This window comes from Streptomyces sp. NPDC048057 (assembly GCF_040653095.1).
Classification (GTDB): Bacteria; Actinomycetota; Actinomycetes; order Streptomycetales; family Streptomycetaceae; genus Streptomyces.
Genome location: NZ_JBEZNF010000016.1, coordinates 41806 through 60223, shown reverse-complemented (window position 1 = coordinate 60223; position 18418 = coordinate 41806). Strand labels below are relative to the sequence as shown.

Sequence of the window (18418 nt, the reverse complement as noted above, 5' to 3'; positions counted from 1 at the left end):
CAACAACGCATGTTAAACACACTTTCCCTACCAGACCCACTTCCGATCTGGCGCGGTGCCCGGGCACCGCGCCCAGCAAGATCTACAAGACGGACCCTGAACCGCCGGCGCGCCTTCGGGTACCGTCGAGCGTACGGACAGACCGCAGCCGAAGCCCCGTGCAGGAGTACGCCATGAGCGATGCCACCGAGCGTCCCGACCTCGACGCCGACGCCTGGGCCGACGCCTGCGCCGAGGACCTCGAAGAGGAGAAGGCCCGCCGCCGGGCCGAGTACGGGACGCCGCCCGGCTCCGCCGCGGAGGAGCTGCGCAAGCTCCTGGGCGCGGTCGCCGACAAGGTCTCCGAGTTCCAGACGTCGCTGCCGGGGGTGGCGGCGCAGAGCGCGGTGCAGCAGATCGTGCACCAGGCGAAGTCCGCCGTGGAGCCGGTCATCGAGCGCAATCCGCAGGTCTTCGACCACCTCGCGGCGGCCGGCGGCGAACTGCTCGCCGCGTACCGCTCCGCGGTCCAGGGCCACGAGCACCGCTGGACCCAGCGCGCGGCCGACCAGGAGCAGTCGCCCGCGCGGCAGCCGGACGGGAAGTCGGACCGGAAGACGGACGGCGACCAGGGGCCGGGCGAGCAGATCGACCTCGACTGAGGCCGCTCGGGGCGCCCGAATGCCGCCCGCCGCCGACCAGTCCCTCCGGTACGGTTCTCCCAAGCGGGGCTCGACCTGAAATTGAGGGACATATGGGACTCACCATCGGTGTGGACATCGGCGGTACCAAGATCGCTGCGGGTGTGGTCGACGAAGAGGGCGCCATCCTCGAAACCCACACGGTGCCCACCCCGTCGACGCCCGACGCCATCGTCGACGCGATCTGCTCCGCCGTCGCGGGCGCCAGCACCGGCCGGGACATCGAGGCCGTCGGCATCGGCGCCGCGGGCTACGTCGACGACAAGCGCGCCACGGTCATCTTCGCGCCCAACATCGACTGGCGGCACGAGCCGTTGAAGGACAAGGTCGAGCAGCGCGTGGGCCTCCCCGTCGTCGTCGAGAACGACGCGAACGCCGCCGCCTGGGGCGAGTACCGCTTCGGCGCCGGCCAGGGGCACCACGACGTCATCTGCATCACCCTCGGCACCGGCCTGGGCGGCGGCATCATCATCGGCAACAAGCTCCGCCGCGGACGCTTCGGCGTCGCCGCCGAGTTCGGCCACGTCCGCGTCGTCCCCGACGGCCTGCTCTGCGGCTGCGGCGGCCAGGGCTGCTGGGAGCAGTACGCCTCCGGGCGCGCCCTCGTGCGGTACGCCCGCCAGCGCGCCGCCGCCACCCCCGACCAGGCGCGCGTCCTGCTCGAACTCGGCGACGGCACCGTGGAGGGCATCGAGGGCAAGCACGTCAGCGCCGCGGCCCGGCAGGGCGACCCGGTCGCCGTCGACTCCTTCCGCGAACTCGCCCGTTGGGCCGGCGCGGGCCTCGCCGACCTCGCGTCCCTCTTCGACCCGTCCGCCTTCATCATCGGCGGCGGCGTCTCCGACGAGGGCGATCTGGTGCTTGAACCGATCCGGAAGTCCTTCCGCCGCCGGCTGATCGGCGCGCAGTGGCGTCCGCACGCCCAGGTACTCGTCGCCCGACTGGGCAACAAGGCCGGCCTCGTCGGCGCGGCGGACCTCGCCCGCCAGGGCTGACCCCACTGGCCCCACGGGGCGCACCTGACCGGTGCGCCCCGTGTGCCCTGGGGAAAAGAGGGCCCGTCGAACGGCGCGTGCCACAAGGATGGGCGCATGTCCGTGAACCAGACGCTGCCCAACTCCCGTACGAATCCCGACGGCTCGGCCGTCGTCAGGGTGCTCAGCTACAACATCCGCTCGATGCGCGACGACGAGGACGCCCTCGCCCGAGTGATCAAGGCGACCGACCCGGACCTGGTGTTCGTCCAGGAGGCGCCCCGCTTCTTCCGCTGGCGCAAGCACGCCGCACGGCTCGCCGCGAAGGCGGACCTCCTCGTCCTCACCGGCGGCGCGACCGCCGCGGGGCCGCTGCTGCTCTGCTCGCTGCGGGCGACCGTGGAGCGCACGGAGGACGTCCTGCTGCCGCTCTCCCCGGGGCTGCCGCGGCGCGGCTTCGCGACGGCGGTCGTACGCTTCGGGGCCGCGGCGCGCGTCGGGGCCGTCAGCTGCCACCTGAGCCTGGCGCCGGTGGAACGCCGGGCGCAGGCGGGCATGTTGCTGGACCGGCTGGCCGGGCTCGGCACCCCTTACGCCATCGCCGCGGGCGACCTGAACGAGGAGCCCGACGGCGCCGGCTTCCGCCTCGTCGCAGCGGACCTCCAGGACTGCTGGTCGGCTGCGCCGTGGGGCGGCGAGCACACCTTCCCGCAGTCGGCGCCGCGCAAGCGCATCGACGCGGTCTTCGCGAGCAGGGGCGTCGAGGTCCACGCCTGCGGGGTGCCCTCCGGGCTGGCCGGCGTCTCCCCTCGCGACCTGGCGGCGGCGAGCGACCACCTTCCGGTCCTGGCAGCCCTCACCATCCCGGCGTCCTAGGCACCGCCGGTGCGGGTGCGGGTGCCTCCTGCGCGACCTGGACGCCAGCGCCGTGTTCCCTTGCGGGAGCGTTGGTCGCTGCGGCCCGTCTGTGGCTTGTCGCGCAGTTCCTCCCCCTACACCCAGAGGGTGTGGGGGGACCCCCACCTGTGCCCTGCGGGCACGGGGGACCCCCAACGCCGCCGAGGGCACCGTCTCAGACCACCGCGCCCCGGCCCGGGTCGTCGTCCTCCTCGTCGTCGCCGCTCGCCATGCGGGCCACCAGGGTCACGAAGCCGCCGAGGAAACCGCCCACGGACAGCGTGGTGAGCCACCACGTCATCTCCCAGCGCAGCAGCACCGCGAGGAGCATCAGGATGGGGCCGCCGACCACCGCGAGCCAGGCGAACTTGGCCGTGACGTCCGCCTCCGGCAGCGGCGGCGGCTCCGGCGGCACGAAGTGGCCCTCGTCGGTCTCGTCGAGGTCGTCGTCCTTGGGCTCGGCCACGGAGTAGTCCCGGGGGCCGGCACCGCCCACGCCCGGCGCGAAGGTGATCGAACTGCCGAGCTTCGCCCCGTCGTCGCCGTCCGGGCCGGCGGGCTCGGACCCGTCGGTTCCCTCGGCCCCCTCGTCGGCCCCCGGCTTCTTCTTCCGCAGGGAGTGCGGCGACTCGTTCACCTGCCCCTCCAACCGCGCCAGGTCCTCCACCGACTTGAACGGCTTCGCGCCCGGCGGGTCCGGCGGCTCCTCGCCGTACCCGGCCACGATCGCGGCCCAGGCCGCCTCTTCGTCGATGGGTTGTTCGCGGTCCGCGTCGTGCTGCTCAGCCACCGGTCATGCTCCCCTTCAGATCCGCGTGCGGAGCCAGCCGGCCGATCAGCGCGTAACTCTCCTCGAAGATGCGCTCCGCATCATGGTCCAACGTCGCGACGTGGTAGCTCTGTTCCAGCAGGACCTCGGTGACGTCCGTGGACGAGACCCGGCTGAGGATCCGCGCCGAGTCCGCCGGGCTCACCACGTGGTCCTGCGGGCTGTGCAGCAGCACCAGGGGCTGGGTGACCTGGGGGAGGTCGCCGTCCACGAGGCGGGTGAGGTTCCGCAGGGAGTACGCCGCCTGGAGCGGCACCCGCTCGTACCCCACCTCGACCGCGCTCTCCTTCGCGATGTCGCTCGCGATGCCGGGCGTGGACCGCACGAAGTGCCGCAGGACGGGCAGCAGGTGCGGGGCGACGCCGTGGAGCCTGTTCAACGGATTGACCAGCACCAGGCCGCTGATCGCGTCGCCGTGCTTCGCGGCGAGCCGGAGCGTGAGCGCGCCCCCCATGGAGAGGCCGAACACGAAGACCCGGGAGCACCGCTCGGTCAGCTCCCGCAGCGCCCGGTCCACCTCCGCGTACCAGTCCTGCCAACCGGTGATCTGCAGGTCCTGCCAGCGGGTGCCGTGCCCGGGCAGCAACGGCAGGGAGACCGTGAGACCGCGCTCCGCCAGGTACTCGGCCCAGGGGCGCAACGACTGCGGGGAACCGGTGAAACCGTGGCACAGAAGAACGCCGATCTCGCCGCCCTCGTGGCGGTACGGCTCGGCTCCGGGGAGGACCGGCACCGGAGTCTCCTTTCGGGGTGGGGCCCGCGGCGCCGCCGTCGTGCGACGGCGGCGATCAGGCGACAGGGCACGGCTGGGAAGGTCTACTTCACGGTACGCGACGGGGCTGACACCGACCAGGTCCGCAGCCGCGCCGTGGACGCGCCACGGCCCCTTCGCGGCGCCTCCGGCGGGGCGCCGGAGCCCGGGCACCGGCCCGCCACGGCGAGTGCGGGCCCACCTCGGGTTAAGGTCTGACCGACGGCTACAGGAGGCACCCGAGTTGATCTACGGCGCAATGAAGTTCTCCCTCGGGGGCAGTCTGAAGCTTGCCTTCAGGCCCTGGGTGGAGGGTCTGGAGAACATCCCCGCGGAGGGGCCCGCGATCCTCGCGAGCAACCACCTCTCCTTCTCGGACTCGTTCTTCCTGCCGGCCGTCCTCGACCGCAAGGTCACCTTCATCGCCAAGGCGGAGTACTTCACCTCCCCCGGCGTCAAGGGAAAACTGACGGCGGCCTTCTTCAAGGGCGTCGGGCAGCTCCCGGTGGACCGCTCCGGCGCGCGCGGCGCGGCCGAGGCGGCGATCCAGGCGGGGATCAAGGTCGTGGAGGACGGGGGGCTGTTCGGCATCTACCCGGAGGGCACCCGCTCGCCGGACGGCCGGCTCTACCGGGGCAAGCCCGGTGCGCTCGCCCGCGTGGCGCTGGCGACCGGTGCCCCCGTCATCCCCGTCGCGATGATCGACACCGAGAAGATCCAGCCCCCGGGCAAGATCGTCCCGAAGCTGATGCGTCCGGGCATCCGGATCGGCAAGCCGCTGGACTTCCGCCGCTACCAGGGCCTGGAGGGCGACCGCTTCATCCTGCGCTCGGTCACCGACGAGGTGATGTACGAGATCATGAAGCTCTCCGGCCAGGAGTACGTGGACATCTACGCGACCGTGGCCAAGCGCCAACTCGCCGAGCAGAAGGCCGAGCAGAAGGCAGAACTCAAGGCCGAGCAGAAGGCCGAGCAGAAGAAGGCCGCGGTCGAGTCCGACACCGCCAAGGGCGACAGACGCGACTGAACACGGGGCAGGGGCACGGGGGGAACGGGACGCATGGCGCGGCGCGAACGGGTCGTACGGATGTCGGTGGAGCTGCCGCTGTGGCGCGCCCTCGCCGGCTACCGCGTCCTCACCATGCTCTACGCGCTCCTCCTGTTCGTCCTCAACAAGCAGTACATAGAGCGCCAGGCAGTGGCCCTCGGCTACCTCGCGGTGCTCACCGTGTGGACCCTGGCCACCCTGCCCAAGGTGCGCTCCGCCGCCCGCTGCACCCGCCCCTTCCTCGCCGTCGACCTGACGATCGCCCTCACCGGCATCCTGATCACCCCGCTCGCCGACGCGCAGGCGCAGGAGACCGACGGCCCGACGCTGCCGTCGATCTGGACCGCGGGCTCCGTCCTCGCCTTCGCCCTCAAGGGCGGCTGGCGCTGGGCCGGCTTCGCGTCCTCCCTGGTCGCGGTCGCCAACATGGTCGAGCGCGGCGAGCCGAGCGGCGACACCTTCCACAACGTGGTGCTGGTGTGGGTGGCGTCCATCGCCATCGGTTACGTCGTCGAGGTCGCCCGCGCCTCCGAGCGCACCCTGGCGCGCGCCCTGGAGATCGAGGCGGCGACCCGGGAGCGCGAGCGACTGGCCCGGGACATCCACGACGGCGTGCTCCAGGTGCTGGCGATGGTGCAGCGGCGCGGCGCCGAGGTCGGTGGCGAGGCCGCGGAGCTGGGGCGGATGGCCGGGGAGCAGGAGATCGCGCTGCGCACCCTGGTCTCCAGCGGGCTGGTGCCCACGACCCGTGCCTCCGAGGACGTGTCGCAGGGCGCGGTCGTACGGCTCGTCGATGACGTCGACGGCGCCGACGAAACGGAGGGCGACGGCGGGGAGCAGGACCTGCGTTCGCTGCTCGCCCGGCACGCCGGCGCCAAGGTCACGCTCTCGGAGCCGGGCGCCCCGGTGCTGCTGCCGCCCGCGGCGGCGAGGGAGCTGGCCGCCGCTGTCAGTGCCGCGCTGGACAATGTGAACCGGCACGCTGGCTCCGGGGCCCACGCCTGGATCCTGGTCGAGGACTGGCCGGACGAGGTCGTCGTGACCGTACGGGACGACGGCCCGGGGATCCCGGAGGGCCGGCTCGCCCAGGCCGAGGGCGAGGGGCGCATGGGGGTCGCCCTCTCGATCCGCGGCCGGCTGCGGGACCTGGGCGGCACCGCCGAGTTGATCTCGGTGCCGGGCCAGGGCACCGAAGTCGAATTGAAGGTTCCACGGGCCGCAGCCGGCCCTGGGGGGAAGGACAGGACATGACGGAGCAGGCGCAGGACGTGACGGAGCGGTCGGACGGCGCGGGGGCGACCCGGGTGATGGTCGTCGACGACCACCCGATGTGGCGGGACGCGGTCGCCCGTGACCTGGCCGCCGCCGGTTTCGACGTCGTGGCCACCGCCGGCGACGGCCAGCAGGCCGTCCGCCGCGCCAAGGCCGTGGCGCCCGACGTCCTGGTCCTCGACCTGAACCTGCCGCTGAAGCCCGGCGTCCAGGTCTGCAAGGAACTGGTCGGCGCGCTGCCGGGGCTGCGGGTCCTCGTGCTGTCCGCCAGCGGTGAGCACGCGGACGTCCTGGAAGCGGTGAAGTCCGGCGCGACGGGCTATCTGCTGAAGTCGGCGAGTACGGAGGAGCTGACGGACGCGGTGCGGCGCACGGCCGTCGGCGACCCGGTCTTCACGCCGGGCCTCGCCGGACTGGTCCTCGGCGAGTACCGCCGGCTGGCCACCGACCCCGCCCCGACGGCCGGCCCGGGCCAGCCCAAGGCGCCCCGGCTGACCGACCGGGAGACCGAGGTGCTGCGCCTGGTCGCCAAGGGACTGTCGTACAAGCAGATCGCCGAGCGGCTGGTGATCTCGCACCGCACCGTGCAGAACCACGTGCAGAACACCCTCGGCAAGCTCCAGCTGCACAATCGCGTCGAGCTGGTGCGGTACGCGATAGAGCAAGGCATCGACCAGCCGGACCAGCCGGACCAGCCGGACCAGCCGGAGGCGCCCGAGGGATCCGGCGCGGTCTGAGCCCTCGTGGTGCCCCCGTGGCCGCCTGGTGCGCGCAGTGCGCCTGGTGCGCCCGGGGCGCGCGGTGCTCACAGGGCGTACGGGGCGCACGAGCCGCGCCACCCCGCTCGTACGAGTGAACGCGCCGTCGGACGTGGATTCGTCGCACCCCGCTGACCAGCGCGGGAAGCGGCGTGTCCGACAGGGGGATTGACCTTCTCGGCCCGCTCGTAGTGACCTGGATCACCATTAGCGTGACGGTCACCACTCTTCCATGGGCACGTCTGGCGAAGGGATTTCTTTCCATGCGCGTCGGAGTACTGACCGGGGGCGGCGACTGCCCCGGCCTCAACGCTGTGATCCGCGGGATCGTCCGCAAGGGCGTCCAGGAGTACGGGTACGACTTCCTCGGCTTCCGCGACGGATGGCGCGGACCGCTGGAAGGCGACACCATCCCGCTCGGCATCCCCGCCGTCCGGGGCATCCTGCCCCGCGGCGGCACCATCCTCGGCTCCTCCCGCACCAACCCCCTCAAGGCCGAGGACGGCATCCGCCGCATCAAGGAGAACCTGGCCAAGACCGAAGTCGGGGCACTGATCGCGATCGGCGGCGAGGACACCCTCGGCGTCGCCGCCCGGCTGCACGGCGAGTACGGCGTCCCGTGCGTCGGCGTTCCCAAGACCATCGACAACGACCTGTCCGCCACCGACTACACCTTCGGCTTCGACACCGCCGTCGGCATCGCCACCGAGGCGATCGACCGGCTGCACACCACCGCCGAGTCCCACATGCGCGTCCTGGTCGTGGAGGTCATGGGGCGGCACGCGGGCTGGATCGCGCTCCACTCCGGACTCGCCGGCGGCGCCAACGTCATCCTCATCCCCGAGCAGCGCTTCGACGTGGACCAGGTCTGCGCCTGGGTCACCTCCCGCTTCAAGGCCACGTACGCCCCGATCGTCGTCGTCGCCGAGGGCGCCATGCCCAAGGACGGCGACGTGGTCCTCAAGGACGGCACCCTGGACTCCTTCGGGCACGTCCGGCTCTCCGGCGTCGGCGAGTGGCTGGCCAAGGAGATCGAGAAGCGCACCGGCAAGGAGGCCCGCACCACGGTCCTCGGCCACGTCCAGCGCGGCGGCACGCCCAGCGCCTTCGACCGCTGGCTCGCCACCCGCTTCGGGCTGCACGCCATCGAGGCCGTACGGGACGGCGACTTCGGCGTCATGGTCGCCCTCCAGGGCACGGACATCGTGCGCGTGCCCATCGGGGACGCCACCGCCAAGCTGAAGACCGTCGACCCCGCGCTCTACGAAGAGGCCGGCGTCTTCTTCGGCTGACCGCCGCGGACCCCGGTCCGCCGCACACCGACTGCTCCCGCTCTGACCGGCGCATTCGGGCTGTGGGCCGTATATTCGGCCCACAGCTCACGTACGGGCCCACAGCTCACGTACGGGCCCACAGCTCACGTACGGGCCCACCGCTCACGTACGAGTCCACGGCCCGCGTCCAAGGGAGAGCGCTCGTGGAGATCCTCGCCTTCGGAGTCCAGGCGGACGAGGAGCCGCTGATCGAAGCCGCCTTCCGCGGGCTGCCCGACCTCCGCTGCCGCTGCCTTGACGTGTTCCTCACCGAGGACACCGCCCCCATCGCCGCCGGCCACGAAGCCATCTCCACCAGCGTCAACGCCGACCTCAACGCACGGGTGCTGCGCACCCTGGCCGCCGGCGGGACCCGGATGGTCGCCCAGCGCTCCACCGGCTTCAACAACATCGACCTCGACGTGGCCGAGGAACTCGGCCTCACGATCGCCCGGGTCTCGTCCTACTCGCCGTACTCGGTCGCCGAGTTCGCCTGGGCCCTGGCCATGGCGGTCAACCGCCGCATCGTCCGGGCCGCCGCCCGCACCCGCGACTTCGACTTCCGCCTCGACGGGCTGATGGGCCGGGACTTCCACGGCCGCACCGTCGGAGTGATGGGCACCGGCAAGATCGGCGAGGCGTTCACCCGCATTGCCCACGGCTTCGGCATGCGGCTGCTCGGCTGGGACGTCGCCGAGAACCCCGCCTGCGCGGCGCTCGGCATGCGCTACGTCGAGAAGGACGAGCTGCTCGCCGAGGCCGACCTCGTCAGCCTGCACGTACCGCTGCTGCCGGCCACCCACCACCTCGTCGACGCGGGCGCCCTGCGCACGATGAAGGACGACGCGGTCCTGGTGAACTCCAGCCGCGGCGGGCTGATCGACACCGAAGCTCTGGTGGGGGAGTTGCGCCGGGGCCGCTTCCGGGGCGTCGGGCTCGACGTGTACGAGGCGGAGGCCGGCCTCTTCTTCCTCGACAAGTCGCTGGAAGCGATCACAGATGACACCCTGGCCCGGCTGCTCACCTTCCCCCACGTGCTGGTCAGCTCCCACCAGGCGTACTACACCCACGACGCCGTCAGCCAGATCGTCGACGCCACCGTGCGGAACGTGACCGACTACGCGGCCGGCCGCCGAACCGAGAACGTCCTCGTCCCGGCGACCGCCCGCGCCTCGCACTAGCTCACCCCTTCAGCAGCACGCTGTCGCGCAGCAGCTCCGTCAGCAGCGCCGGGCCGTCCAGGGTCAGGACGGACTCCGGGTGGAACTGGACCGAGGCGAAGCGCGGCGCGCGCAGGGCGTGGACCTCGTCGGTCTCCGGGTCCCGGGCCACGTCCACCGCCCGTGTCGCCAGCCGGGCCTGCGCCGCGGCGTCGCAGCGCGCCGAGAAGCTGTTGTAGAAGCCGACGGTCCGGCTCTCGCCGAAGAGGTCGATCCGCTCCTGCGCGCCCTGGTACGGCTCCGCCTTGCGGACGACCTCCAGCCCCAGCTGCGCCGCGATCAGCTCGTGGCCCAGGCACACCCCCAGCACGCCGTGCGGGTGCCCTGCCAGCAACTCGGCGGCGAGCGGGCGCAGCAGCCGCATCTTGGGGTCGTCGGCGTCGGACGGATCGCCGGGACCGGGGCCCAGCACCACCGGGCCGTGGTGCGCGAGCGCCGCCGACCGCAGGCCGGGCTCGTCGTACCGCCGCACGGTCACCGCGAGACCGGTCGAGCGCAGCAGGTGCGCCAGCATGGCGGTGAAGGTGTCCTCGCAGTCGACCACCAGCGCGTGCCCCCGCAACCCGCCGACTCCGTCACCGTCGCGCTCCTGCATCCGCAGCCAGAACGGCGCCAGCCCGGCCCGGCGCGCGTCCAGGGCCGCCCGCACCCGCGGGTCGTCCGCCAGCCGCGGCCGTACGCCGGACTCCGGGGCCCGGCCCGGCCGCACCCCGAGCGCCGCCAGCACCCCGGCCGCCTTGGCGTGGGTCTCCGCGACCTCCGCGGCCGGGTCCGAGTGGCGCACCAGGGTCGCGCCCACCGCCACCCGCAGCCGGCCCCGCGCGTCGACGTCCGCCGTACGGATCAGGATGGGGGAGTCCAGCGTCTGCCCGCCCTGCGCGTCCCGCCCGAGCAGCGCCAGCGCGCCCGCGTAGTAGCCCCGCCCCGTCGGCTCGTACCGTTCGATGACCCGGCAGGCGTTCTGCACCGGCGAGCCGGTGACGGTCGCGGCGAACATGGTCTCCTTCAGCACCTCCCGCACGTCGAGCGTCGACCGGCCGCGCAGCTCGTACTCGGTGTGCGCCAGGTGCGCCATCTCCTTGAGCCGCGGGCCGACGACGACTCCGCCGCGGTCGCCGACGGTGCACATCATCTTCAGTTCCTCGTCGACCACCATCGACAGCTCGTCGCGCTCCTTGCGGTCGGCGAGGAAGGTGAGCAGCGAGGCGACGTCGGGGCCCTGCGGGGGATAGCGGAAGGTGCCGCTGATCGGATTCATCACGACCGTGCCGCCGCTCATGCGCACGTGCACCTCGGGGCTCGCCCCCACCAGCGTGCGCTCGCCGGTGTGCACGACGAACGTCCAGTACGCGCCCCGCTCGTCGGTGAGGAGCCGGCGGAAGAGCGCGAGCGCGTCGGCCCGTCCGAAGCCGGGGACGGTGCCGGTGTAGGTGCGGCGGATCACGAAGTTCGCGCCCTCGCCGGCGCCGATCTCGTCCGTCACGACCCGGCGGACGATCTCCTCGTAGCGGTCGTCGGGCACGTCGAAGCCGCCGTCCTCGACGCGCACGGCCCTCTCGGGCAGTGCTTCGACGACCTCGGCGAGCGGCAGTTCGTACGACGCGCTGGCGACCAGCGCGCTCAGCGGGGTGCCGTCGTCCCGCACGTCGAAGCCGCGCTCCCGGATCTGCCGGAACGGCACCAGCGCCAGCGTGGGGAGGTCGGTGAAGACGGGCAGTTCGGCGAGGGTCGCACAGGTGTGGACCGAGCCCGGGAGCACCTCGACGGTGTCGTGGTCGCGGCCGGGGGTGCGGCGGCGCAGCAGGGCGAAGGGGGCGTCGTCGTCGAGCAGCCGGGCGAGCACGGCGCCGGCGGACTCGGTGCCGGAAGAGGTGGAGGCGGTGGACATCCGGATTCCTTCCCAATCGGGGCGGGGAGAGGAACGGCCGGGTCCCGGAGCCCGGTGCCACCGGGTCGTGGGGGAAAAGCTGAAGGCCGCCCCTCGGGCGGCCTTCGGAACACGTGGGTACGCGCGATCAGCGGGCCGCCGGATGAGCGGGCCACCACCACTGGCGGTTGATCGAGTGCGCGTACATGCGGCGAACTGTAGCGCACGCCCGTCGCCCGCCGGTACGTCCCGGAAACGGATCGGAGCGGGCCCGGGACGTGGTGAGCGAGCAAAAGACGACAAGATGCTGTGCTGCATGTCTCACGTACTGGGCGGCCACCGAAGGGCGCGCCGCGACCCCGTACTGTTGGCGGTGTGACCGTGAACGCTAAGACCACCCTTTCCGGTGGCAACACCTGGCGAGACCTGCCCGCGGCGCAGCAGCCCGAGTACCCGGATGCCGAGGCTCTGCGCGATGTGATCGCCGAGCTCGAAAGCTATCCGCCGCTCGTCTTCGCGGGCGAGTGCGACCAGCTGCGCGCCCGGATGGGGGCCGTCGCCAGGGGCGAGGCGTTCCTGCTCCAGGGTGGCGACTGCGCGGAGGCGTTCGACGCCGTCTCGGCGGACCACATCCGAGCGAAGCTCAAGACCCTGCTCCAGATGAGCGCCGTGCTGACGTACGCGGCGTCCGTCCCCGTCGTCAAGGTGGGGCGGATCGCCGGCCAGTACTCCAAGCCGCGCTCCAAGCCGACCGAGACCCGCGACGGCGTGACCCTGCCCACGTACCGGGGCGACTCGGTCAACGGCTTCGACTTCACCGAAGCGGCCCGGATCCCGGACCCGCAGCGGCTGAAGCGGATGTACAACGCGTCCGCGTCCACCCTGAACCTGGTGCGCGCCTTCACCACCGGCGGTTACGCCGACCTGCGGCAGGTGCACGCCTGGAACCAGGACTTCGTGAAGTCCTCCCCCTCCGGCCAGCGCTACGAGCAGCTCGCCCGGGAGATCGACAACGCGCTGAACTTCATGAAGGCGTGCGGCACGGACCCGGCCGAGTTCCGCGCGGTCGAGTTCTTCGCCTCCCACGAGGCGCTGCTGCTCGACTACGAGGGCGCCCTGACCCGTACCGACTCGCGCACGGGACGGCTGTACGACACCTCCGGGCACATGGTCTGGATCGGCGAGCGCACCCGGCAGCTCGACGGGGCGCACATCGAGTTCGCCTCCCGGATCAGCAACCCGATCGGGATCAAGCTGGGCCCGACGACCACGGTCGACGAGGCGCTGACGTACATCGACCGGCTGGACCCGGACCGCGAGCCCGGCCGGCTGACCTTCGTGGTGCGCATGGGCGCGGACAAGGTCCGCGACAAGCTCCCCGAGCTGGTGGAGAAGGTGACCGCGTCCGGTGCGACCGTGGCGTGGGTGACCGACCCGATGCACGGCAACACCTTCGAGGCGGCCTCCGGCCACAAGACGCGTCGCTTCGACGACGTGCTCGACGAGGTCAAGGGCTTCTTCGAGGTGCACAAGGCGCTGGGCACCCACCCGGGCGGCATCCACGTGGAGCTGACCGGCGACGACGTCACGGAGTGCGTGGGCGGCGGCGACGAGATCTTCGTCGACGACCTGCACCAGCGGTACGAGACGGCCTGCGACCCGCGACTGAACCGCAGCCAGTCCCTGGACCTGGCCTTCCTGGTCGCCGAGATGTACCGCGACCAGTGAGTCCGACGGGCGGACGGTGACGGCGACAGTGCCGTCCGCTGTGGTGTGAATTGCCCGGATGGGGTGTGGATCCTTGTGATCCGCACCCCATCCGGCTTTTGCGGCCTCGCCCCGACGGGTAAGGTTAGGTTAGCCTCACTGATGGATCGGTCGATGCGTCGGCAAAGGCACGGCCCGAGGCCCCACCGGCCCCGTCGAGGACCCCTCAGGAGGTGAACCGCGTGTACGTCTGCTCGTGCTTCGGCATCACGGAGCAGCAGGTCAAGGAGCACGCGGCGGCGGGCGCCTGCACTCCCCGCCAGATAGCCTCCGCCAGCAAGGCCGGTACGGACTGCGGCTCGTGCGTGCGCCGGATCCAGGCCCTCCTCGGTCGGGGCAACTGCCCCCGGCGCGAGCTGGTCGACCAGGGTCGGCCGGCGCTGGCCGCCGTGCCGGACGGAGTCGCGGATGCCGCCGCGGCCGTGAAGAAGCTCGGCGAGGCGGCGTAGCGGCAGGGCGGGGTCGCTCGGCCAGGCAGGACCGTTTCCGCACGGCCGTGGACCGTCGCGGCCTTCGCGTGCGGGACCGTTCCGCACGCCCCCCGGTCAGCTGTCCGGCTGCTCGATCTGCTGGGCCAGGTACAGCGGCTCGCCCAGCTTCTCGATCAGGTCGAGCTGCGTGTCGAGGTAGTCGATGTGGTGCTCCTCGTCCTCCAGGATCTCCTCGAAGATCCGCGCGGAGGTGACGTCGTTCTTCGCCCGCATCAGGTCGATGCCGCGCTTGAGGCGGTCGATCGCCTCCACCTCGATCTGCCGGTCCGCCTGGAACATCTCGGTGACCGTCTGCCCCACCCGGACGTGGAACAGCCGCTGGTAGTTCGGCAGCGCGTCCAGGAAGAGGATGCGTTCGGTCAGCCGGTCCGCGTGCTTCATCTCGTCGATGGACTCGGTCCGGGTGTACGCGGCGAGCTTGGTCCAGCCGTTGTTCTCCTGGATCCGGTAGTGCAGCCAGTACTGGTTGATGGCCGTCAGCTCGCCCGTGAGCTGTTCGTTGAGGAACTCGATGACCTCGGGGTCGCCCTGCATCGCAGCGGCTCCTTCCACGCGTGAGACGGGGTGGGGCAGGTGCGCGCATCCTTGCATCGCCGCCGAAGGCCGTCCAGTAAGTGCCTCCTTAGTAGGAGTTGTCCGAATCGATGCGGGCCCGGTCATGACCGGCTCTCCCGGTCTGTCACCATTGGGGACATGGGTCAGCCGGAGAGCCGGGATAACCGGGAACCAGCGGAGTCCGTGCTTCCGCCGGGGCAGCGACTACAGCGCGGATGGCCGGTGACCCACTACGGACCGGTGCCCAAGTTCCGGCCGGAGCGTTGGGAGTTCCGGGTCTTCGGCGCCACCGCCGACGGGGACAAGCACTGCTGGAACCACGAGGAGTTCTCCGCGCTGCCGTACTCGACGGTCGTGGCCGATCTGCACTGCGTGACCAAGTTCAGCATGCTGGGGGCCGAGTGGGGCGGGGTGCCCGCCCGGACGATCGTCGACCTCGCGCCGCCCGCCGCCGACGCCACCCACGTCATGGTGTGGGCCGAATACGGATTCAGCTCCAACATGCGGCTCGCGGACTTCGCCGCCGAGCGCAGCATCTTCGCCACCCACAAGGACGGCGAGCTGCTGACCGCGGAACACGGCTTTCCGCTGCGGCTCGTGGTGCCCCACCTGTACGCGTGGAAGGGGCCGAAGTGGGTCCGGGGCGTGGAGTACATGACGGCGGACCGTCGCGGCTTCTGGGAGGAGCGGGGTTACCACAACGTCGGCGACCCCTGGCGCGAGCAGCGCTACTCGTACCAGGAGGAGCCGGGAGAAGGGCCCGAGTTCTAGGGTCGGCCGGGTGCGTCCTGGGCGGGTGCGGCTCAGTGGTACGCGTGCATGACCGCGTGGCCCTTGCCGCGGCCGATCAGACAGTGGAGGGTCGCCTTCGCGGCCATGCTCCAACTGACGGCGCCGTCGTGGTTTCCGTGCCCTGGTTCTGTGTGGCCAGAGTGGGCGTCGTGCTGCATGGAAGTCCCCCGACGTCAGATGTGTTCTGCTGACGGGGGGAGACCATATACCCCTATGGGGTACTAGGGAGCATGGAGGCGATCTTGTGATCTGCCGGGGAACCGAGCGCCGCGGCCCGTAGCTCCTTCAGGAGGGCCACGTCCGCCGCGTACTTCTCCTTGCCGCCGGGCGTTTCGATGACCAGCGGGACGCCCTCCGTCGCCGGGTGCCGCAGCAGTTCCCGAAACGCTTCTTCGCCGATGTGGCCGACGCCGATGTTCTCGTGCCGGTCCTTGTGCGCGCCAACCGTTTCCTTGGAGTCGTTCGCGTGGACCAGCTTCAGCCGGCCCGCGCCCACGGTCTCCACCAGCAGGTCCAGCGCGGCGGCCGTCCCGCCCGGCGCCGCGAGGTCGTGCCCCGCCGCGTACACGTGGCAGGTGTCCAGGCAGACTCCCAGCTTGGGGTGGTGCTCCAGCGCCTCGAAGTACGGGCCGAAGTCCTCCACCCGGGAGCAGAGCGAGGCGCCCTGCCCGGCCGTGCCTTCCAGCAGCAGAAACGGATCGTCCTCGTGCGTCAGCTCGTCCAGCAGCGGCAGCACCAGCTCCCGCACCTGAGCGAGCGCGACCTCGCGCGGCCGGCCCCCGGTCGCCGAGCCGGTGTGCACCACCACGCCCAGCGCCCCGATCTGGCGGCCGCGGCGCAGCGAGTGCCGCATGGACTCCACCGAACGCTCCGCGGTCGCCTCGGTGTGCGAGCCGAAGTTGATCAGGTACGGGGCGTGCACCCACGGCGAGATGCCGCGCTCGGCGCACTGCTCGCGGAACGTCTCGTCCTGCGCCGGAGTGCCGGGCGGGGTCGCCCAGCCGCGCGGATTGGCCACGAAGACCTGCACGGCCTCGGCCGCCAGCTCGCTGGCGTAGGCGAGTCCGGTCGTGGCGAGACCACCCGCCACCGGTACGTGGCCGCCGACGGGGTTGCGCATGCGTCTGCCTACAGTCCCTTGATCGTGATGGTGACCGAGCTGCCCTCGGGGGCGCGCTCGTTCGCCGACGGCGACTGGCCGCCGACCTTGTCCCCGAGGAACGGGAAGCTCTTCTCGACCTTCACCACGAATCCAGCATCCTCCAGCGCCTTCTTCGCGTCGGCCTCGGAACGGCCGCCCACGTCCGGCACGGCGACCATGCGCGGCCCCTTGGAGACCGTCAGCGTGATCGTGTCGCCGGTGGCCAGCTGCGTGCCTTCGGCCGCGGACTGCCGGGCCACGGTGCCCGCCTCCTGCGGGGCGTTCACCTGCTCGGGGGCGACGACGACCTTGAAGCCCTCGCCCTCCAGCTCGTCGGTGGCCTCCTCGACGGAGTCGCCCGTCACGTCCGGCACCTCGACCGGCGCGCCCTTGCTGACGAAGAGCGCCACCGCGGAGTCCGGGCTGCGGCCGGCGCCCGCGGCCGGATCCGTACGGATCACCGAGCCCTGGGGGACGTCCGCGCTGAACTCCCTCGTCACCACGCCGGGCGCCAGCCCCGCCTTGCGGAGCTTGTCCTCGGCGGTGGCGAGGGGGTCCCCCGTCACCGAGGGGACCCGGACGACCTCGGGGCCGCGCGAGACGACGAGCGTCACCGAGCCGTTGCCCCGTATACGTTCGTTCGTCCCGGGGTCCGAGCCGATGACCGTGCCCCGCTCGACGGTCTCGCTGAACTCGCGCCGCACGCCCTTCACGTCCAGCCCGGCGTCCTCGATCCGCTGGCGGGCGTCGGCCTCGGTCTTGCCGATGACGGCGGGCACCCGGGTGAACTGGCCGGAGTTGATGTACCAGACGCCGGCGCCGATGGCGAAGGCGGCGAGCACCGCCACCACGATCGTGAGCACCCCGCGGCGCGGGAGCCCCGGGCGGAAGGAGCGGCGCGACGGGCCGTCCGACGGCGGCCCCGGGGGCGTCGCCAGCCGGGCCGTGTGCTCCACGCGGCCGACCTCGGGCGGCAGCAGCCGGGGCAGGACGTCCGTCCGCTCGTCGGCGCCGCCGCGCCGGGCGAGGGCCCCGGTCTTCGCGCCCTTGCCCTTGCGCCTGCCCGTGGTCTCGGCGGGAGAGTCCGAGCCCGTGAGCGCCGTCGGCGGCACCAGGTCGAGCTGCTCCTCGCTGAGCGCCGCCCGTGCCGTGCGCGTCTGGGCGAGCAGCGCCACCGCGTCGTACGGACGGACCTCGGGATTGCGGGCGGTCGCGGTCGCGACCAGCTCGTCCAGCTCCAGGGCGAGGCCGGGGACCGTCACCGACGGGGGCGGCACGTCTTCGTTCAGGTGCTGGTAGAGGACCTGGGCGGGCGTGCCGCCGGTGCGCGGCTTGCCGCCCGTGAGCATTTCGTAGAGCACCACGCCGCAGGCGTACACGTCCGTGCGCGTGTCCGCGGTGCCGTCCTCGATCTGCTCGGGCGCGAGGTAGGAGACCGTGCCCAGGAGGCTGCCGGTGGTGTTCGTGACCGATCCCACGGCCCGTACGAGACCGAAGTCGGCGACCTTGACGCGGCCGTCGTCGCCTATGAGGACGTTCTCCGGCTTGATGTCGCGGTGGACGAAACCGGCCCGGTGCGCCGCGCCGAGCGCCGCGAGGACCGGCTCCAGGATGTCGAGCGCGGCCCTGGGCTGGAGCGCTCCGCGCTCGCGCAGCACGTCCCGCAGGGTGCAGCCGGCCACGTACTCCATGGCCAGATAGACGTACGCCCCCTCGGCGCCCTGGTCGAAGACGCCGACGACATTGGGGTGCGAGAGCCGGGCGACGGACTTGGCCTCCCGGATGAAGCGCTCCACGAACGTCGCGTCCGTGGCCAGCGCCGGATGCATCACCTTGAGCGCGAGCTCCCGGTCCAGCCGGGTGTCCACGGCTCGGTAGACCGTGGCCATCCCGCCGACGGCGATGCGCGCGTCGACGCGGTAGCGGCCGTCGAGCAGCTGCCCGACGAGCGGGTCCTGGAGGGTCGTGTCCACGCACCGATTCTACGAGCCGGCGCCGACACCCCCGCCCGACCGCACCCCGGGCCGCCGCCTTGCAGCAACCCTGCGTCGACTCCGGGGCCG

17 protein-coding genes are annotated in these 18418 nt (G+C 72.1%); 11 read left to right on the top strand and 6 right to left on the bottom strand.

Going from position 1 to position 18418, the window contains the following annotated elements; genetic code table 11:
* The first annotated feature begins 173 nt into the window (after positions 1-173).
* From AB0E05_RS20085 to AB0E05_RS20075, 3 genes are all read left to right on the top strand, one after another.
* Positions 174-641: a DUF5304 domain-containing protein gene (locus AB0E05_RS20085; RefSeq protein ID WP_361965238.1), complete on the top strand. Its 468-nt coding sequence runs from the start codon at positions 174-176 to the stop codon at positions 639-641.
* Positions 642-733: 92 nt separating this feature from the next.
* Entirely contained in the window at positions 734-1675 is a 942-nt protein-coding gene (locus AB0E05_RS20080; protein ID WP_361965236.1) for an ROK family glucokinase, read from the top strand.
* Between the two features lie 96 nt (positions 1676-1771).
* Entirely contained in the window at positions 1772-2530 is a 759-nt protein-coding gene (locus AB0E05_RS20075) for an endonuclease/exonuclease/phosphatase family protein (protein WP_361965234.1), read from the top strand.
* 196 nt (positions 2531-2726) lie between these two features.
* On the opposite strand, the gene AB0E05_RS20070 is transcribed toward AB0E05_RS20075, so the two are convergent.
* Both AB0E05_RS20070 and AB0E05_RS20065 read right to left on the bottom strand, forming a co-directional pair.
* Complete coding sequence (locus AB0E05_RS20070) at positions 2727-3341, bottom strand: hypothetical protein (RefSeq protein ID WP_361965232.1); 615 nt, start codon at positions 3339-3341, stop codon at positions 2727-2729.
* Positions 3334-4113, bottom strand: a complete 780-nt coding sequence (locus tag AB0E05_RS20065; protein ID WP_361965230.1) for an alpha/beta fold hydrolase — start codon at positions 4111-4113, stop codon at positions 3334-3336. Before AB0E05_RS20065 ends, AB0E05_RS20070 begins: the two co-directional genes overlap by 8 nt.
* 262 nt (positions 4114-4375) lie before the next feature.
* On the opposite strand from AB0E05_RS20065, the gene AB0E05_RS20060 reads away from it, so the two are divergent.
* From AB0E05_RS20060 to AB0E05_RS20040, 5 genes are all read left to right on the top strand, one after another.
* Positions 4376-5158, top strand: coding sequence for a lysophospholipid acyltransferase family protein (locus tag AB0E05_RS20060; protein WP_361965228.1), 783 nt, complete (start codon positions 4376-4378; stop codon positions 5156-5158).
* Between the two features lie 33 nt (positions 5159-5191).
* Positions 5192-6430, top strand: a complete 1239-nt coding sequence (locus tag AB0E05_RS20055; protein ID WP_361965226.1) for a DUF5931 domain-containing protein — start codon at positions 5192-5194, stop codon at positions 6428-6430.
* Positions 6427-7188, top strand: a complete 762-nt coding sequence (locus AB0E05_RS20050; RefSeq protein ID WP_361965223.1) for a response regulator transcription factor — start codon at positions 6427-6429, stop codon at positions 7186-7188. Before AB0E05_RS20055 ends, AB0E05_RS20050 begins: the two co-directional genes overlap by 4 nt.
* Before the next feature lie 284 nt (positions 7189-7472).
* Positions 7473-8501, top strand: coding sequence for a 6-phosphofructokinase (locus AB0E05_RS20045; RefSeq protein ID WP_361965221.1), 1029 nt, complete (start codon positions 7473-7475; stop codon positions 8499-8501).
* Positions 8502-8686: 185 nt separating this feature from the next.
* Positions 8687-9703 carry a 2-hydroxyacid dehydrogenase gene (locus tag AB0E05_RS20040; protein WP_361965219.1) on the top strand — a complete coding sequence of 339 codons (1017 nt, stop codon included), beginning with the start codon at positions 8687-8689 and terminating at the stop codon, positions 9701-9703.
* Between the two features lies 1 nt (position 9704).
* Here AB0E05_RS20040 and AB0E05_RS20035 read toward each other — a convergent pair whose 3' ends face one another.
* Positions 9705-11630, bottom strand: coding sequence for an anthranilate synthase family protein (locus tag AB0E05_RS20035; protein WP_361965217.1), 1926 nt, complete (start codon positions 11628-11630; stop codon positions 9705-9707).
* Between the two features lie 354 nt (positions 11631-11984).
* Here AB0E05_RS20035 and AB0E05_RS20030 point away from each other — a divergent pair, with 354 nt between their 5' ends.
* Both AB0E05_RS20030 and AB0E05_RS20025 read left to right on the top strand, forming a co-directional pair.
* Entirely contained in the window at positions 11985-13337 is a 1353-nt protein-coding gene (locus AB0E05_RS20030) for a class II 3-deoxy-7-phosphoheptulonate synthase (RefSeq protein WP_361965215.1), read from the top strand.
* A gap of 212 nt (positions 13338-13549) precedes the next feature.
* Positions 13550-13825, top strand: coding sequence for a (2Fe-2S)-binding protein (locus AB0E05_RS20025; protein WP_361965213.1), 276 nt, complete (start codon positions 13550-13552; stop codon positions 13823-13825).
* A 96-nt stretch (positions 13826-13921) separates the two neighbouring features.
* Here the strand turns inward: AB0E05_RS20025 and bfr are convergent, their stop codons facing one another.
* Positions 13922-14401: a bacterioferritin gene (gene bfr, locus AB0E05_RS20020; protein WP_361965211.1), complete on the bottom strand. Its 480-nt coding sequence runs from the start codon at positions 14399-14401 to the stop codon at positions 13922-13924.
* Positions 14402-14560: 159 nt separating this feature from the next.
* Here bfr and AB0E05_RS20015 point away from each other — a divergent pair, with 159 nt between their 5' ends.
* A complete protein-coding gene (locus tag AB0E05_RS20015) occupies positions 14561-15193 on the top strand; it encodes a sulfite oxidase-like oxidoreductase (RefSeq protein WP_361965209.1) in 633 nt (210 codons plus the stop codon).
* Between the two features lie 232 nt (positions 15194-15425).
* Here the strand turns inward: AB0E05_RS20015 and AB0E05_RS20010 are convergent, their stop codons facing one another.
* Both AB0E05_RS20010 and pknB read right to left on the bottom strand, forming a co-directional pair.
* Entirely contained in the window at positions 15426-16334 is a 909-nt protein-coding gene (locus AB0E05_RS20010; RefSeq protein ID WP_361965207.1) for a deoxyribonuclease IV, read from the bottom strand.
* 8 nt (positions 16335-16342) lie between these two features.
* Entirely contained in the window at positions 16343-18328 is a 1986-nt protein-coding gene (gene pknB, locus AB0E05_RS20005) for a Stk1 family PASTA domain-containing Ser/Thr kinase (RefSeq protein ID WP_361965205.1), read from the bottom strand.
* Between the last annotated feature and the right edge of the window lie 90 nt (positions 18329-18418).

Coding starts and splice junctions, on each gene's coding strand:
- AB0E05_RS20035 (WP_361965217.1), bottom strand. CDS start 11,630: ATGTCCACCGCCTCCACCTCTTCCGGCACCGAGTCCGCCGGCGCCGTG.
- AB0E05_RS20010 (WP_361965207.1), bottom strand. CDS start 16,334: ATGCGCAACCCCGTCGGCGGCCACGTACCGGTGGCGGGTGGTCTCGCC.
- bfr (WP_361965211.1), bottom strand. CDS start 14,401: ATGCAGGGCGACCCCGAGGTCATCGAGTTCCTCAACGAACAGCTCACG.
- AB0E05_RS20050 (WP_361965223.1), top strand. CDS start 6,427: ATGACGGAGCAGGCGCAGGACGTGACGGAGCGGTCGGACGGCGCGGGG.
- AB0E05_RS20085 (WP_361965238.1), top strand. CDS start 174: ATGAGCGATGCCACCGAGCGTCCCGACCTCGACGCCGACGCCTGGGCC.
- AB0E05_RS20055 (WP_361965226.1), top strand. CDS start 5,192: ATGGCGCGGCGCGAACGGGTCGTACGGATGTCGGTGGAGCTGCCGCTG.
- AB0E05_RS20080 (WP_361965236.1), top strand. CDS start 734: ATGGGACTCACCATCGGTGTGGACATCGGCGGTACCAAGATCGCTGCG.
- AB0E05_RS20045 (WP_361965221.1), top strand. CDS start 7,473: ATGCGCGTCGGAGTACTGACCGGGGGCGGCGACTGCCCCGGCCTCAAC.
- AB0E05_RS20075 (WP_361965234.1), top strand. CDS start 1,772: ATGTCCGTGAACCAGACGCTGCCCAACTCCCGTACGAATCCCGACGGC.
- AB0E05_RS20015 (WP_361965209.1), top strand. CDS start 14,561: ATGGGTCAGCCGGAGAGCCGGGATAACCGGGAACCAGCGGAGTCCGTG.